Source organism: Ancylobacter sp. 3268, assembly GCF_031456575.1.
Taxonomy (GTDB): Bacteria; Pseudomonadota; Alphaproteobacteria; order Rhizobiales; family Xanthobacteraceae; genus Ancylobacter.
Map to the genome: position 1 here is coordinate 1 of NZ_JAVDUX010000001.1, position 13,776 is coordinate 13,776.

The 13,776-nt window shown below is 66.1% G+C and carries 16 protein-coding genes and 1 pseudogene; 8 read left to right on the forward strand and 9 right to left on the reverse strand.

From position 1 onward, the window contains the following. Positions 1–806 precede the first annotated feature (806 nt). Positions 807–1,106, forward strand: coding sequence for a hypothetical protein (locus J2X65_RS00005; protein ID WP_310196223.1), 300 nt, complete (start codon positions 807–809; stop codon positions 1,104–1,106). 54 nt (positions 1,107–1,160) lie between these two features. Here J2X65_RS00005 and J2X65_RS00010 read toward each other — a convergent pair whose 3' ends face one another. The 7 genes from J2X65_RS00010 to J2X65_RS00040 form a co-directional block, all read right to left on the reverse strand. Next, the gene (locus J2X65_RS00010) at positions 1,161–2,384 is read right to left on the reverse strand and encodes an MFS transporter (RefSeq protein WP_404977643.1); all 1,224 of its coding nucleotides are present in this window, start codon (positions 2,382–2,384) and stop codon (positions 1,161–1,163) included. A 74-nt stretch (positions 2,385–2,458) separates the two neighbouring features. Next, complete coding sequence (locus tag J2X65_RS00015; RefSeq protein WP_310196230.1) at positions 2,459–2,944, reverse strand: cupin domain-containing protein; 486 nt, start codon at positions 2,942–2,944, stop codon at positions 2,459–2,461. Positions 2,945–3,150: 206 nt separating this feature from the next. Next, complete coding sequence (locus J2X65_RS00020; protein ID WP_310196232.1) at positions 3,151–3,624, reverse strand: DUF302 domain-containing protein; 474 nt, start codon at positions 3,622–3,624, stop codon at positions 3,151–3,153. 123 nt (positions 3,625–3,747) lie between these two features. Then, on the reverse strand, positions 3,748–3,969 hold the full coding sequence (locus J2X65_RS00025) for a hypothetical protein (RefSeq protein WP_310196235.1): 222 nt from the start codon (positions 3,967–3,969) through the stop codon (positions 3,748–3,750). Positions 3,970–4,160: 191 nt separating this feature from the next. Next, positions 4,161–5,366, reverse strand: coding sequence for a patatin-like phospholipase family protein (locus tag J2X65_RS00030; RefSeq protein ID WP_310196238.1), 1,206 nt, complete (start codon positions 5,364–5,366; stop codon positions 4,161–4,163). Positions 5,367–5,385: 19 nt separating this feature from the next. Continuing rightward, positions 5,386–6,210 (reverse strand): 3-hydroxybutyrate dehydrogenase, encoded by an 825-nt coding sequence (locus J2X65_RS00035; RefSeq protein ID WP_310196241.1) that lies wholly within the window; start codon positions 6,208–6,210, stop codon positions 5,386–5,388. 38 nt (positions 6,211–6,248) lie between these two features. Next, a complete protein-coding gene (locus J2X65_RS00040; RefSeq protein ID WP_310196244.1) occupies positions 6,249–7,589 on the reverse strand; it encodes an NAD(P)/FAD-dependent oxidoreductase in 1,341 nt (446 codons plus the stop codon). A gap of 119 nt (positions 7,590–7,708) precedes the next feature. Here J2X65_RS00040 and J2X65_RS00045 point away from each other — a divergent pair, with 119 nt between their 5' ends. Then, entirely contained in the window at positions 7,709–8,473 is a 765-nt protein-coding gene (locus J2X65_RS00045; protein ID WP_310196246.1) for a peroxiredoxin-like family protein, read from the forward strand. Between the two features lie 3 nt (positions 8,474–8,476). Here J2X65_RS00045 and J2X65_RS00050 read toward each other — a convergent pair whose 3' ends face one another. Beyond that, positions 8,477–9,370: a LysR family transcriptional regulator gene (locus J2X65_RS00050; protein WP_310196249.1), complete on the reverse strand. Its 894-nt coding sequence runs from the start codon at positions 9,368–9,370 to the stop codon at positions 8,477–8,479. A gap of 171 nt (positions 9,371–9,541) precedes the next feature. On the opposite strand from J2X65_RS00050, the gene J2X65_RS00055 reads away from it, so the two are divergent. The 6 genes and pseudogenes from J2X65_RS00055 to J2X65_RS00080 all read left to right on the forward strand — a co-directional run bounded on the left by J2X65_RS00055 (position 9,542) and on the right by J2X65_RS00080 (position 13,206). Then, entirely contained in the window at positions 9,542–9,832 is a 291-nt protein-coding gene (locus J2X65_RS00055; RefSeq protein ID WP_310196252.1) for a DUF2282 domain-containing protein, read from the forward strand. 68 nt (positions 9,833–9,900) lie between these two features. Continuing rightward, positions 9,901–10,788, forward strand: coding sequence for a DUF692 domain-containing protein (locus tag J2X65_RS00060; protein ID WP_310196254.1), 888 nt, complete (start codon positions 9,901–9,903; stop codon positions 10,786–10,788). Between the two features lie 8 nt (positions 10,789–10,796). Beyond that, positions 10,797–11,567, forward strand: coding sequence for a DNA-binding domain-containing protein (locus J2X65_RS00065; protein ID WP_310196259.1), 771 nt, complete (start codon positions 10,797–10,799; stop codon positions 11,565–11,567). Beyond that, positions 11,564–12,100 (forward strand): DoxX family protein, encoded by a 537-nt coding sequence (locus J2X65_RS00070; protein WP_310196260.1) that lies wholly within the window; start codon positions 11,564–11,566, stop codon positions 12,098–12,100. The genes J2X65_RS00065 and J2X65_RS00070 overlap by 4 nt, the downstream gene beginning before the upstream one ends. A gap of 502 nt (positions 12,101–12,602) precedes the next feature. Next, positions 12,603–12,947, forward strand: a pseudogene (gene dnaE2 / locus J2X65_RS00075) (error-prone DNA polymerase); the annotation flags it as partial. A gap of 40 nt (positions 12,948–12,987) precedes the next feature. Beyond that, positions 12,988–13,206 (forward strand): hypothetical protein, encoded by a 219-nt coding sequence (locus J2X65_RS00080; protein WP_310196262.1) that lies wholly within the window; start codon positions 12,988–12,990, stop codon positions 13,204–13,206. Positions 13,207–13,223: 17 nt separating this feature from the next. Here J2X65_RS00080 and J2X65_RS00085 read toward each other — a convergent pair whose 3' ends face one another. Continuing rightward, positions 13,224–13,376, reverse strand: a complete 153-nt coding sequence (locus tag J2X65_RS00085; protein ID WP_310196265.1) for a hypothetical protein — start codon at positions 13,374–13,376, stop codon at positions 13,224–13,226. Positions 13,377–13,776: the final 400 nt, after the last annotated feature.

A 13,776-nucleotide genomic window follows, 5' to 3' on the forward strand; every position in this document is an offset into this window, starting at 1 on the left:
CTACGAACGCCACGCCGACCTCTATCGCGCTTTCCTCACAATCGCCGCCGCCATCATCGCTTTCAGGGCCCGCACGAGGTTTTGTTAGGCGCTCTTATTGCACTTCTTGCAGGGGATGCCGCGCGCGATCTCAGAGAATGTGAGTGTGCCTTTTATCTTGGCACACAGCCCGCATCGTGCGCATTTGAACTCGGCCCAATCCACGCGTGCAATCGAGCCGGACGCCAGCTTGCTCCTCCCGACGAGTGGCACGGCTCGCATCATCACCCGGCGTTTTCGAGTTGTGTCCGGCAGGGAGGGCGGTGTCGACATCGCCAAGCTCACGCAGATCAGCATTGTGATATCTGCCCGAACTGCACGATCGGTGCCGTTGAGAGCCATTCCAGATCGTCCGCGTCTTGCCATAGCGCGCGATCACGACCGCGGACGCGAACTCTCCTGACGTGGGATCGCCGGTTCGCTCAACGCGATCATGCCGGCCGTGTTCTGGCCAGGAGCGTGGCCTTCGACTTGGCGGCTGTCGCGCTCTGCACCTCGATGCCCTCCCGTGCGACAAGCTCGCCATCCCGTCCCGTACGAAGGGCAGGACGACGTAAAAGTGACAGTGGCCATCGGCCATCCCTCGATTTCGCCCCGCCCGTCCTCACCATGAGGGTGGGCGGGGCTTTTTGTCGTTCCAAGGCCTATGCGCACGCCTGCGCACGGCGAGAAAACCGTACCCGCGACTGCGAGGCCAATCGCTACCCCCGCCCAATACCCAAGCATTGGCAGTCCACCTTCGACCAGCAGGATGATATAGCGGCGGCATGCTGCGCGCACCCGCACTCCTCTTGCTCCTCACCCTCGCATCGATTGTCACCGCCGCCGAGTCGATAGCCGGCCGGGCCACGGCGATCGACGGCGACACGATCGAGATCCACGGCCAGCGAATTAGGCTCAACGGCATCGATGCGCCGGAGAGCCGGCAGGTGTGTCAGCGGGCTGACGGCTCGCCGTACCGCTGCGGCCAGGTGGCGGCGCTCGCCGTGGCGGACTGGATTGGTCGGGCCACGGTCACCTGCGAGCCGCACGGGCATGATCGCTGGCGGCGCGCGACGAGGATATGAGCCGCTAGATGCATTGACAGGCGCGGGGCTTCATGGAGGCGTTCCGCTCGGGCGTCAATTGCGTCCGGCCGCCACATCTAGCGTTCGTCCCAGCATCGCGCACGCCAGCAGCGCCACCGCAACTCCGCTGACGCACGCTGACCATCCGAAGGCGTCGAAGCTCCAGCCGAGCAGCGCGCTTCCACTGAGGCCACCAAGAAAATAGCTCGCCAGATAGATGCCACTGGCAGCCCCGCGATCTGATGTGGCCGTCTGGCCCACGAAGCCGGTTGCGATGGCCTGCGCCAGGAACGTGCCGACTGCGACGAGGCCGAGGCCACACATCAGCACCGGCAGGTGCGGCACCACCAGCATGGGCAGCCCGAGGGCGGCAATGGCGAGCCCGGTCCACAGCGCCCTGCGGGTGCCGAGGCGAATTGCGAGGTGGCCGGCGAGAGGCGTCGTGACGATCGAGGGCAGAAAGACGAGGTAGACGAATCCCACGACCATCATTCCGATGCTGATCGGCGGGCGAACCAGCACGAAATTCACGAAAGTGAAGGTGCCGATGAAGGCGAACAGGATGCAGAAGCCGATGGCGAAGGCGGCGCGGAGCTGGGCATTGCGCAGATGGATCGCGAAGGCGGCACCCGGCGAGGAGTCTCGCCCGCCCGCCGCAGCCGCCGCTTTCGACCGCATCGCGACATAGGCGAGACCGGCGCCGAGCAGGTTAAGGCCGGCGAAGACGATGAAATTAGTGGCAAGGCCAAAATGGTCGGCGATGCCGGCGGCCATCAGCCGGCCGAACAGGTTCGAGGCGACATTGCCGGTGATGTAGGCGGCAAACACCCTGGCCGATTGGCGCGCCCGGAAGGTCTCGCCGAGATAGGCAAGCGTCAGCGTGAAGGCCGACGCCATGAGCAAGCCCTGCAGGACGCGCAGCGCGGCGAAGGAGACGAGATCGGGTGCCGCGGCAAGCAGCAAAGTTGGAATGCTGAGCGCCGCCAGGCTCGCCACCACGCCGATGCGCCGATCGATGCGCCGACTGAACACGGCGACGAGCAGGCTCGCCACCACCATGCCGAAGGTGCTGGCGTTGACGGCAAGGCCCATGGCAGCCGGGCTTACGCCATAGGCGTGCGTGAGCGGCGGCAGGATGGCCTGGGTGGCGAACAGATCGACCAGGGTGAAGAACGCGATCAGGCCGACCAAGGCCGCAACGAAACCAGGTTTTGTGGCGAAGCGATCGGGCCCGTCGGCGCCGGCCTGCGGGGAGTGCGCAGCGGGTGGTGCGGTCATGGTCATGGGGTGCTCTCCGAAGAAAGGGCGCCCTCGGCTTTGCCGGGGCGCCCGGTCGCGCGCGAGATGGGGGGTCACATGTTTTTGTCGCCCTCGTCGTGGAGTACATCGGCCGAGAGCAGGATCGCGGTCCCGCGGCCGGTGTTCTTCCACCAATGCGAAGTGGCCTGGGTCTCTGCGGTCGACTCGCCGCTCTTGTGCACGATGGGCGTCGCGCAGTTGCTGGCGTATTCGGTCACCTCGCCCTGCACGATGTAGATGATGGCGGGACGGTCGCCATGGCTGTGCCAGGGAACGATGCCGTTCGGCTGGATCACCAGCTTGCGCAGGCGCAGCGTGCGGTCCTGGATCGCCGCGGGTTCCTTGGCCAGATCGATCGAGGCCAGCACGTTGTCGGTGACGCCCTTTGCCGCATAGGCGACCGGCTTGGTCGCGTCGGCGATCTGCTTGCCGGCGGGGCACTGGCCGGCATTCGCGGTGCCGGGAAGCAAAGCGGCACCCAGCAGGGCGAGAGCGGCGAGGCCCGGCATGGACCGGACCGGCGAAAATGTGTTCGTCATGGATTCTTCTCCTCATAGTGACCAAGTCTGGGTATCGGCCTTGGCTATGGGCGGAAGGATCGGACCTGCCGGTTCCGTTCTGAAATATCCGATGGCTCTCGGTTCGATAGCGTTCGACTATTCCGCCGCGGAATCTGCCGGAAAGACAAAAGGGCTCGACGCGACCCGAGGTCGGCGGCGAGCCCAGAAAGGCGCGGGGGCAATCGCTATTTGGACGTGACGCTCGATGTCACCGAGCTGATCACGGAAGCCGCCGTTTCGAATTGCTCCTGCCGATCGCGAATGCCGTAGCGGTCGGCGATCCAGGCGAAGTCCGAATAGGCGACGACGACCGATCCATCCGCGTCCTGGCGCACCAGCAGCCGCACCGGCCAATCAAGCCCGGCATTGGGGTTCGAGGTCAGGAACTGCGCGCCGAGCGGCGGATTGCCAAAGATCAGCAGCCGGGAAGGCTGCAAGGCGATGCCGGCGGCGTTGGCGAGGCCGGACTGATCGATCTCGGCGAAGAAGGGGATGCCCTTCGCCGCCACATCCTGCTTCACGCGGACCACCGTCTCTTCGACGGAATAGGCGCTCCTGACCTTCACCACGCCATTGCCGTCACCGGCCGAAGCCGCGACGACCGAGAAGCTGAAGATGAACGCAAGCGCCGCGAAGTTCTTTCCTGCTTTGCGCAACATGAAATCCTCCATTTGACTTCGGTCCGGGCGTCATGCCCGACCAGTGTCGTGAAGAATGGAAGGGGAGCGGCGGGCGTTGAAATGCCGGTTGGCTCCGAAGTCCATAGCGGCGGGCTTGGATACTCAACACGTCCGCCAGGCGGCGCGATAGACGTCCGCCTCCGGGGACCGGGACGTGGGCGAATGTCGCTCCGGCTCGAGCCGCGACGCCGCCAGCGCCCCGGCGACCGCCCTGATGCCGATCTTCCGGTAATGGCGCTGCAAATCATCGACGGGGCCGGGATCCGCGATGCGTGCGCGCTGCGGTGGTTCGTCCGGGACAAGGGTGTTCAAGAGGGCCAACATGGTCGTTTCTCCGATGTTCTCCCGGCACGAACGCCGGTTGCTGTCAGAGCAGGATCGGACGTCCCAGCGGCCGGTTGAAATGCCGGATGTCTCCCGGTTCGATAGAGCCGTGCTATGGAACGGCGGGGGCTGCGGACACGAAAAAAGGGGCCCACACGGGCCCCTTATGAGCTGCGGTTGATGCCGGTGCGTCACGCCGGCTGCACACCCGCCCGCCGCAACTCGTGCAGATGGAAACCTTCCAGCGGATCGAACGGCCTCTCCCAGGGAGCGGCCTCCAGCATGCTCATCGTGTCCTGATAGCCCGCTTTCCACCGCTTCCTTATGCCGGAATGGCTGAAATCGATGTCCTTGGTGTGGTCCTCGTGGTCGAGGCGCTGCGCGAGCAGCCGCACCACATGCATCTGGGTCAGGCAGCCATAGGCGGCGAGTTCGCGGGTGCCGTCGGCGCCGCGTTCGTCCTCCGGCAGCTTTGCGGCGAGCTCGGCGATGATGTGGCGCAGCCGATGGATCTGCTTTTGCCGCATGATGTGGCTGAGTGCGCGGCTCGAATACTGGATCTCCTTCTGCCGGTGCATGACCTGCCAGATGCTCTCCGGTTCGTCGCCCTGCGGATTCCAGATATGCACCGCGAAGACCAGCGAATTGCGGCGCGGATTATCGTCGAAAACCGCTTCGACCGGCGTGTTGGAGAGGATGCCGCCGTCCCAATAGAGCTCGCCATTGATGCGCACCGCCGGGAAGGCCGGCGGCAGCGCGCCGGAGGCCATGATGTGCCGCGCTGTCAGCACGCTGTCGCGGCTGTCGAAATAGCGCATCTCGCTGGTATGCAGGTTCGCCGCGCCGACCGTCAGTCGTGGCGCACAGTGCGATATCCGCGAGAAATCGACCAGTTCGCCAAGTGTCTTCTCCAGCGGCTTGGTCGAGTAGTAGCCGGCGGCGTCTGCAGAGAGCGGCACATGCAGGCCGAGGAAGGCGAGAGGGTTGGGCTTGAAAAAGCCGGTGATGCCGTTGGTCAGCGTAGCCCAGTTCGGCAGGGCGTTGGCGAGCCACGGCACGCCGCCGCCCACATCGAACAGCGGCGTGTGCGTGACCCGGTCCCAGAATTCCCTTAGCCGTGGCAGCCGGTCGGCCGGCGCATTGCCCGCGATCAGGCTAGCATTGATGGCGCCGATCGAGGTACCAATCACCCAGTCTGGTTCGATGCCGGCCTCGTGCAGCGCCTGATAGACGCCCGCCTGGTAGGCGCCAAGCGCGCCACCGCCCTGAAGGACGAGCACGACCTGGCCGGCACTCGGCCGACTGCCAGCGCGTTGCCCGGCAGCAGGAACGTCCGCCACTGGCCGTGTCGCCTCGCGCTTTGCGGGGCGATGGAGGCTCTTGTCCTCGATATTCATGTCGCGCTCCCGTTTCGGTTCAGTGAGCCGTCCAGCCGCCATCGGCGGCCAGGGCGGCGCCCGTGATCGAGGCCGCACCCTCGCTGGCGAGGAAGACGGCGATCGCGCCCATCTGCTCGACGGTGGCGAAGGTCTTGTTGGGTTGCTGCGCGAGCAGCACATCGCGCACCACACGCTCGCGCGGCAGGTTGTGGGCCTTGGCCTGACCTTCGATCTGCGCCTCGACGAGGGGGGTATAGACGTAGCCAGGGCAGATCGCGTTGCAGGTGATGCCCTGTTCGGCGGTCTCGAGGGCGGTCACCTTGGTCAGCCCGACGATCGCGTGCTTGGCCGCGACATAGGCCGATTTGTAGGGCGAGGCGACGAGACCATGGGCCGAGGCGACATTGATGATGCGTCCCCAGCCGTTCTCCCGCATCGACGCCAGCGCCAGCCGGGTGGTGTGGAACGCCGAGGAGAGATTGATCGCCAGGATGAGATCCCATTTATCGACCGGGAAGCTCTCGAGTGGCGCCACATGCTGGATGCCGGCATTGTTGACCAATATGTCGATCCGGCCGAAGGCGTCCCGCGCTTCGGTGACCATGCGTTCGATCGACGCCGGGTTCGACATGTCGGCGTCGGAGTAGATCACGTGCGTCCCGTGTTCCTCCTCCAGCTTCGCCCGCAGATGTTCCATCTCGTCGGCCGGGCCGAGCCCGTTCAGTACGAGCCGGGCGCCGGCCGCTGCGAAGGCGCGGGCGATGCCCAGCCCGATGCCGCTGGTCGAGCCGGTGACGAGGGCGGTCTTGCCGTTCAGCGAACCGGTAGGATGATAGGCGTTCTCCATCGGTGTCATGCGCATGGCGCTCTGCTCCTCGCGGTGGGTGGGATGTGCGGTCGTCACTGTCCCGCCTCGGCCGGACCGACGGAAATACCCTCTGGCTCCGAAGACGATAGAGTCGCGCTATGGCCCGCTGGACGCGCGCCAGGCAGTCCCGTGATGAGACGCGCCCCGCGCCGGTGGGTGAGGTAGTTCCAGCCCCAATTGAGCGCGACGACGAAGCGGTTGCGGAAGCCGATCAGGAAATAGATGTGGGCAAGCGACCAGAGCAGCCAGGCCGGATATCCGCTGATCCTCAGCAGACCGATCTGCGCGACGGCGCGCTTTCGCCCGATGGTCGCCATCATGCCCAGCCCGCGATAGCGGAAGGGTGGGAGGGATCGCCCCCGCGCCTTCGCCTGCAGCAGCTTGGCCACATACAGGCCCTGCTGCTTGGCCACCGGGGCGATCCCCGGCAGCGGACGCCCGTCGGCGGTTTCGACATGGGCGGTGTCTCCGAGCACGAAGATCTCGGGATGGCCGGGCAGCGACAGGTCCGGTCCGACCTTCACCCGCCCCACGCGATCCGTGGAGGCACCGAGCCAGATGCCGGCCGGCGACGCCATCACGCCCGCCGCCCAGATCACGGTCGTAGCGTCGATGCGCTCGTCGCCCAGCTCGACGCCATCGGCATCGCAACCGGTCACGGACCGCTCAAGACGCACCTCGACACCGAGTTCGGCCAGCGAGCGGCGCGCGGCTTCCGACAGCGCCGGGTGGAATGGCGTCAGCAGGCGTGTATCTGCCTCGACCAGAACGACCCGCGCCGCGCCGGGATCGATGGACAGGAAGTCGCCGGTCAACGCCTTGCGGGAAAGCTCGGCGATGGCACCGGCCATCTCGACTCCGGTCGGTCCGCCTCCCACGACCACGAACGTCAGCAACGCCCGCCGTCGCGCCGCGTCGCTCTCCGATTCCGCGCGCTCGAAGGCGAGCAGGAGCCGCCGCCGCAGGTCCGTGGCATCGTCGATGCGCTTCAGCCCGCAGGCATGGGCGGCCCAGTGCTCATGGCCGAAAAAGGCGTGCCGCGCGCCGGTCGCGAGCACGAGATGATCGTAGCCGAAGCGCCTCCCCTCGGCGATCACCTCCCGCCGGTCGAGATCGACTCCGGATACTTCGCCGAGAACCACCGAGATGCCGGTCCTGCCGTGCAGGATTCCACGAATGGGTGAAGCGATGTCGGCGGGAGACAGCACGGCCGTGGCGACTTGGTAGAGCAGCGGCTGGAACAGATGATAGTTGTGTCGGTCGATCACCGTCACGTCACGACCGGTTCCTGCCAGTACCTTCGCCGCCGACAATCCGGCAAAGCCGGCGCCGACGATGACGACGCGTTCTCTGCTCTTTCCGACGGCGACCATGTCTATGCTCCCAGGCTCGACGATCGGCCGCACGGCCGCGCTTCGACGAGGAGCATTAGGAGGCGGGGCGGCCTTCAGCGGAAATGCCGCCTGCCTCCCGATTCGATAGTGGCGGGCTATTGGCCGCCGCCACGCTGATCATGCATCATCCGGTTTCGGCGATTGCCTGGAGCGGCACGAGGTGTGACGTGACATCGACCAGAACCCTGGGCGAATCTTTGGCCGAGATAACGGCGATGAATGCACCGCTGGCCGAGCGGCTCGCCGCCTATTCACAGGCCTTGAAGCAAGCCCAGTCCCCCTTTGTGGAAGAGTATGACCGTCTCGTCGAACGTATTCGCCACGGGCTTGTTGGGGCCGCCGCGCCTGCGGTTGGCGATGCGATGCCGCCTTTCCTACTTCTGGACCCGACCGGACGTATGGTCGCTCTGGACGATTTGCTGGCCGCCGGCCCGCTCGTGGTCAGCTTCAACCGCGGCCATTGGTGCCCGTTCTGCACGATCGAGCTCACCGCGCTTGCGGCGGCCCGCCGCGAGTTCGCCGAACTCGGGGCGCGGGTGGTCTCGGTCATGCCCGAGCGGCAGGCCTTCACCGCTCCGCTCCAGGCGGGCCTTGGCGGCGGGGTACTCGTCCTGACGGACATGGACAACGAATATGCGCTGTCGCTCGGCTTGGTCATCTGGGTGGGCGAAGCCATTCGCGAGCTGATGATCGGCTGGGGCCCGCGGCTTGACGAGTTCCAGGGCAATGACAGCTGGTTCCTGCCATTGCCCGCGACGTTCGTCGTCGGGCGCGACGGGCGCGTGCTGGCACGCCATGTGGAAGCCGACTTCCGCATGCGGATGGAGGTGGTGGATATCCTGCGGGCGCTGCGCTCGGAATAGGGTTCAGCTCACGTCCGCCGACCAGTCGCGGGCTCGCAGCAGTTTCAGCAGCGCCGCCGCCGGTGCTGACCGCTCCCGACCGGAGACGCCGTAGAGCGACACGGTGCGGTGTATTTCGAAGCCGTCCACCTGAAGCCAGCGCAGTCCTTCGGTGTTGCCGGACGCCGTGCTCTTCGGCAGAACTCCGACCCCGAGGCCCGAGCGGACCAGATGCAGCAAGTCCTGTTCGCTGACCACCTCGTAGCGGTCCGTCCATGATACTTGGCCCTCGAGCAGATGCTCGTCGATGAGGCCGGCCATCTCGCAATAGGGTCGATACAGTAGGCGGCTGCGCGCGAGATCGCGTAGGCTGACCGGCTCGTCCGAAGCCGGCCCGCTCGCCTCGCCCACCACGATCTCCATCGCCTCGGAGAACAGCGGCCAGGCGTCGAACCGCTCCCAGCTTTCGCCGAGCGGTCCAGCAACGGCGAGCGCGGCGTCTCCCTTCTTAAGATGTTCCGCGATCTCTACCGCAGTTCCGCGCAGGAAGCGGAGCTCCAGCTGAGGAAACAGCCGCAGCAATTCGGTTAGAGCGGGGATCAGCAGCGTCATGCTGACCGTATGCGACAGGGCCAGCGTCAGCGATACCAGCGAGCCGCTGCGGATAGAGGTTGCGAGCCTCTTCGCTGCCACTGCGCTCTCGTAGCATTGCCCGAGCAGAGGCAGCATGCGCTTGCCGAACTCGGTGAGGTGCGTGAGGTTGCGCTCGCGCCGGAACAGATCTCCGCCGAGTTCGGCCTCCAGCAGCTTGATGGCACGGGTGAGCGAGGGCTGCGCCACGTGGCAGTCTTCTGCCGCCCGGGTGAAGTTCAACGTGCGCGACACCGCCAGAAAATATCGGATCTGATGCATTTCCATCGGGAATCCTCCCCGTGAGACATCCGATGTCACATCCCCTGCGGTGTCACTATAGCGGATCACTATCGAATTGGCAGTTTACGGGTATTTCCGTCCGCTCGCGCGATCCCGCATCGTTCTGGCCGTGAACCACGCAACCCCGGCATAGCCCGGGCAACCACGGATCCAGCCATGACCACGAAACTCTCCGCCTCCCTCGCCCTCGCCAGCGCTGTCGCCGGCGCCGTCACCTTGCTCGCGGCCCAGCCGGCGAAGGCCGACGATGCATCGAGGGAGAAGTGCTACGGCGTGTCGCTTGCCGGCAAGAACGACTGTGCGGCCGGCCCCGGCACGACCTGCGCCGGCACCAATAAGGTCGACTATAACGGGGCCGCCTGGAAGCTGGTGCCGAAGGGTACCTGTCTCACCATGTCCACTCCCTTCGGTCCTGGCGCTCTCGCCGCCATCAATCGGCCGAGCTGACAGCCTTCCGCGGACCCGGCTCAGGCCGGGTTCCGCGCCGCTTCCCCCGACAAAGAGGAGTGACGAACATGATTCCCATTCCTGATCGCCTCAGCACGAGCCGCGCCCGCCGCCGACTGCCGAACCGGGCAGGAGCGGGCCTGAAGCCGGAGCATGTCGACGACATCTTGCGCGACGGCGCGGACATCGGCTTCTTCGAAGTCCATGCGGAGAATTACATGGGCGAGGGCGGCCTGCCCCATGCCCAGCTCGCGGCGATCCGCGATCGCTACCCGCTCTCATTACACGGCGTCGGCCTGTCGATTGGAGGCGCGGGGCGGCTCAACCGCGAGCATCTGCGGCGCCTGCGCCGCCTCATCGACCGCTACCAGCCGGAAATGTTCTCCGAGCACCTTGCCTGGTCGAGCCATGGCGAGGTCTTTCTTAACGATCTGCTGCCCTTGCCTTACACCCCGCGCACGCTGAAGCGCGTCGCCGACCATGTCGATGAGGTACAGGAGGCGCTCGGACGGCCGATGCTGCTGGAGAACCCCGCGACCTATCTGGTGTTCGAAGAGAGCGAGATCGCCGAGACGGAGTTCCTGCGGGAGACAGCCGAGCGCACCGGCTGCGGCCTGCTGCTCGACGTCTCCAACGTCTTCATCTCGGCGGCCAATCACGACACCTTGCCGGAAGACTATATCGACCGCTTTCCGCTGGAGCGGGTCGGCGAGATTCACCTGGCTGGCCATGACGTCTCGACCGACGGCGCCGGCAGGCCCTTGCTGCTCGACACCCATGACCGACCGGTCGCCGACGCGGTCTGGCAGCTCTATGCGCGCGCAATCCGCCGCGCCGGAGCGCGGCCGACGCTGATCGAGTGGGATGCCGACCTGCCATCCTGGCCCGTGCTCGCGGAGGAGGCGGAACTGGCGGATGCAGTTATGTTTGCGGCCCTGCCCGCCGGAACGCTGTGAGGCCCGCCATGTACGGCAACACCGAGCTCCGCATGCGCCGCGCCTTGCTCGATCCCGCCGCGGCGGTTCCGGCCGGCATCGGTCCTTACGCGCAGGAGGCGCGCGATCGCCGTTTCGCCGTCTATCGCAACAATGTCGCCCTGAGCCTCGTCGAGGCGATGGCCGGGCGTTTCCCGGTGGTGCGCGCCATCGTGGGCGACGAGTTCTTCCGGGCGATGGCGCGGGAATTTGTGCTCGCCTCGCCGCCGCGCTCGCCCGTATTGATGCGCTATGGCGAGGTGTTTCCGGACTTTCTGGCGAGCTTCGGCCCGGCTGCCGATTTGCCCTATCTCGCGGATGTCGCCCGGCTGGAGATCGCGCGCGGACAGGCCTTTCACGCGGCGGATGCCCCGCCGCTCACGGCTGAGGCGCTCGCGGCGCTCGATCCGCAGCGGCGGGGCGTGCGTGTTGCGATCCACCCCGCGGTGCGGCTGATCCGCTCGGCCTATCCGATCGTCACGCTGTGGGCGATGAATTCGGGCGAACAGGAACCGGCGGCGATCGATGATTGGACCGGCGAGGACGCGGTGGTCACCCGGGCGGCCTATCAGATCCTCGTGCGCCGTCTTTCACCGGGACATTTCGCTTTCCTTCAGGCGCTTCGCGAAGGACAGACGCTGGAAGCCGCCATGATGGTGGGCTTCGCCGAGTGCGAAGATTTCGACGCGTCCGCGACCCTCGCCGACCTTGTGGTCCTTGGAATCGCTACATCTCTCATTCAGATCAGGAGTCGATCATGAGCCTCGCCTTGACGAGCCGGGTTCTCGACCCGGCAAGCCCTGCCGCACGCCTCTTCAAGGGCATGCTGCAGCTCTTCGGGCGCATTCCGCATTCGCCGCTGGCGCTGCTCGCGCGGCTGTCGATCGCCTCGGTGTTCTGGGCCTCCGCGCGCACCAAGGTGGAGGAAGGGACGCTATTCACGCTTTCGGACAGCGCCATCTATCTGTTCCGCGAGGAATATCGGCTCCCGATCCTGCCTCCGGAGATCGCCGCGCACCTCGCCCTGATCAATGAGTACGCCATGCCGATATTGCTGGTGTTTGGCCTGGGCAGTCGCTTTGCGGCGACGGTGTTACTTGCGATGACGCTGGTGATCCAGCTCTTCGTCTATCCCGACGCCTATGGCGTCCATAGCCCCTGGGCCGTGTGCCTTCTCTATCTCATGAAGTATGGTCCAGGGGCGCTTTCGATCGATCACCTGTTCGCTCGGACGTCGTACTTCAAGCGATGGCACAGCGGCTTTGATGATATCAGGCGGTGTGGACGGACTTAGCGGTTCGAAGCGGATGGGCATTCCTTTGTGTCTGGGCGCAGGCGCTCGCGCCGGCGCTTGTCATCAAGGACACCGATCCCAAGGCGGACGCCGAGGGACTGGAGAAGCTCGTGCTCTGGGCCTTGCAGCGGCTCTCGCCGATCGTGGCTGCCGATCCGCCCGATGGGCTGGTGATCGACACCACCGGTGCCATCTCCACGGGGGCGAAGAACCTATACTGGCGATGCCGGTACAGCGGCTGGCGGCCGTCGATGCCGAGGCCCGGAACGCCATTGCGGACAGCTGGGGCGCCGCCCACGCGGCCGCCCGCTATGTCTCGCGCGCCACAACGCGGCATCTGCCGATCGCAGCGCTCCGGCTCGACATGGAGATCGTGCGTGGCCTGCGGGTGCTCGGCTTCGAGCGTGTTGGCGAGTTGCTCGACCAGCCGCACGCGCCGCTGCCTCTGCGGTTCGGAAATCGGCTGGCACCTCGACCAGGCATTGGGTGTGTTGGCCGGACCGAGCGGCCGTTCCGCTCAGTCGATGATCTATGGCGCCGCGCCGGCGTCCCCTCCGCGACGCTGGTGGAACTCACCGAAGCCGATGCGTTCCGTCCCTCTATGGGGCTCGCCCGGCATGAAGCGCTATGGGCGATCAAGGCGCTGCGTGACGAACCGCTGCCGCTGTTCGCCGCGGCGGCCGCCCGCGAGGCGACGCCGGTCGCCGAGCAGGTCGAGCCATCCGTGCAGTTGCGCCCGGCGACCGCCGGCAGCGAGGTGGTCGAGGATTACAGTCATGTCGGCCTCACCCTGCGCGATCACCCCGTGTCCTTCTTGCGAGCCGACCCGACCCGTCTCCGCCTGTTGGAACGCGCCCATTTTGCGGGTTTGCGTCGAAAGCCCGGTCATGCACCGCGATGCACGTGAGCGCATGAAGGGCTGGGTGAAGCCGCAAACTGGTGCCGCCTCGGCCGGCACACCGGAGCACAAGGCGTGGTCGCGGGTGCATCGGGCGTCACCGGGGCCAGAGCGGTGGCGTGAGCGCTCGCGGACCTATGAAGGTGTCGCCGCCGCCATGGCGGCGCAATGGAGCGCGGGCTTTCCTTTGTCGATGGAGGCGGAGTGAGATTGCACGCGGGTGTGTCAGTTCGGCGGTTTGTTTTGCTGTGCCTTGCCGGCGCGGGCCATGCGCGCGATCTGCGTCTTGCGGAACCGGTCATATTCATCGGTCATAAATTTCTTCAGTTCTTCTTGGAGGCGACTTCGCCCTCCCGGACCTTTCTGACGCTGGGCCATTGCGCCCATATCCCGGCTCAGTTCGCCAGGGGCCCATCGGGCGAGAGCGCGAACCCTGACAATGTATCCGGTCCCTTGGCCGCGGCCGGCGGTTAGAAGGAGGTGAAGGTCACTGGGCACCGATGCTCGGGCCCGAGCCACCTTGGCCAGTGACGGATGTTGGTGACGCCCTTGTCCGGCTCAAGGCGCAGTCGCTCCTGAAGTCGACCGTCTGGCCCTTGGCTGCAAGCTTGGCGCTCGCTTCTTGGTTGCCTCAAACCGGACGGACGACGACATCGGCATGCCTGATCGTGCCATGACCAACACACCCTCGCCATCGACGTCCGTGCGCACGATCGGCGTCGGGTCGTCGGGGAAGATGCTGGGCTGCGGCGGCAGGTTACCGGCGCCGTTCCGCAGG

Coding starts and splice junctions, on each gene's coding strand:
- J2X65_RS00005 (WP_310196223.1), top strand. CDS start 807: ATGCTGCGCGCACCCGCACTCCTCTTGCTCCTCACCCTCGCATCGATT.
- J2X65_RS00010 (WP_404977643.1), bottom strand. CDS start 2,384: ATGACCGCACCACCCGCTGCGCACTCCCCGCAGGCCGGCGCCGACGGG.
- J2X65_RS00015 (WP_310196230.1), bottom strand. CDS start 2,944: ATGACGAACACATTTTCGCCGGTCCGGTCCATGCCGGGCCTCGCCGCT.
- J2X65_RS00020 (WP_310196232.1), bottom strand. CDS start 3,624: ATGTTGCGCAAAGCAGGAAAGAACTTCGCGGCGCTTGCGTTCATCTTC.
- J2X65_RS00025 (WP_310196235.1), bottom strand. CDS start 3,969: ATGTTGGCCCTCTTGAACACCCTTGTCCCGGACGAACCACCGCAGCGC.
- J2X65_RS00030 (WP_310196238.1), bottom strand. CDS start 5,366: ATGAATATCGAGGACAAGAGCCTCCATCGCCCCGCAAAGCGCGAGGCG.
- J2X65_RS00035 (WP_310196241.1), bottom strand. CDS start 6,210: ATGCGCATGACACCGATGGAGAACGCCTATCATCCTACCGGTTCGCTG.
- J2X65_RS00040 (WP_310196244.1), bottom strand. CDS start 7,589: ATGGTCGCCGTCGGAAAGAGCAGAGAACGCGTCGTCATCGTCGGCGCC.
- J2X65_RS00050 (WP_310196249.1), bottom strand. CDS start 9,370: ATGGAAATGCATCAGATCCGATATTTTCTGGCGGTGTCGCGCACGTTG.
- J2X65_RS00055 (WP_310196252.1), top strand. CDS start 9,542: ATGACCACGAAACTCTCCGCCTCCCTCGCCCTCGCCAGCGCTGTCGCC.
- J2X65_RS00060 (WP_310196254.1), top strand. CDS start 9,901: ATGATTCCCATTCCTGATCGCCTCAGCACGAGCCGCGCCCGCCGCCGA.
- J2X65_RS00065 (WP_310196259.1), top strand. CDS start 10,797: ATGTACGGCAACACCGAGCTCCGCATGCGCCGCGCCTTGCTCGATCCC.
- J2X65_RS00070 (WP_310196260.1), top strand. CDS start 11,564: ATGAGCCTCGCCTTGACGAGCCGGGTTCTCGACCCGGCAAGCCCTGCC.
- J2X65_RS00080 (WP_310196262.1), top strand. CDS start 12,988: ATGCACCGCGATGCACGTGAGCGCATGAAGGGCTGGGTGAAGCCGCAA.
- J2X65_RS00085 (WP_310196265.1), bottom strand. CDS start 13,376: ATGGCCCAGCGTCAGAAAGGTCCGGGAGGGCGAAGTCGCCTCCAAGAA.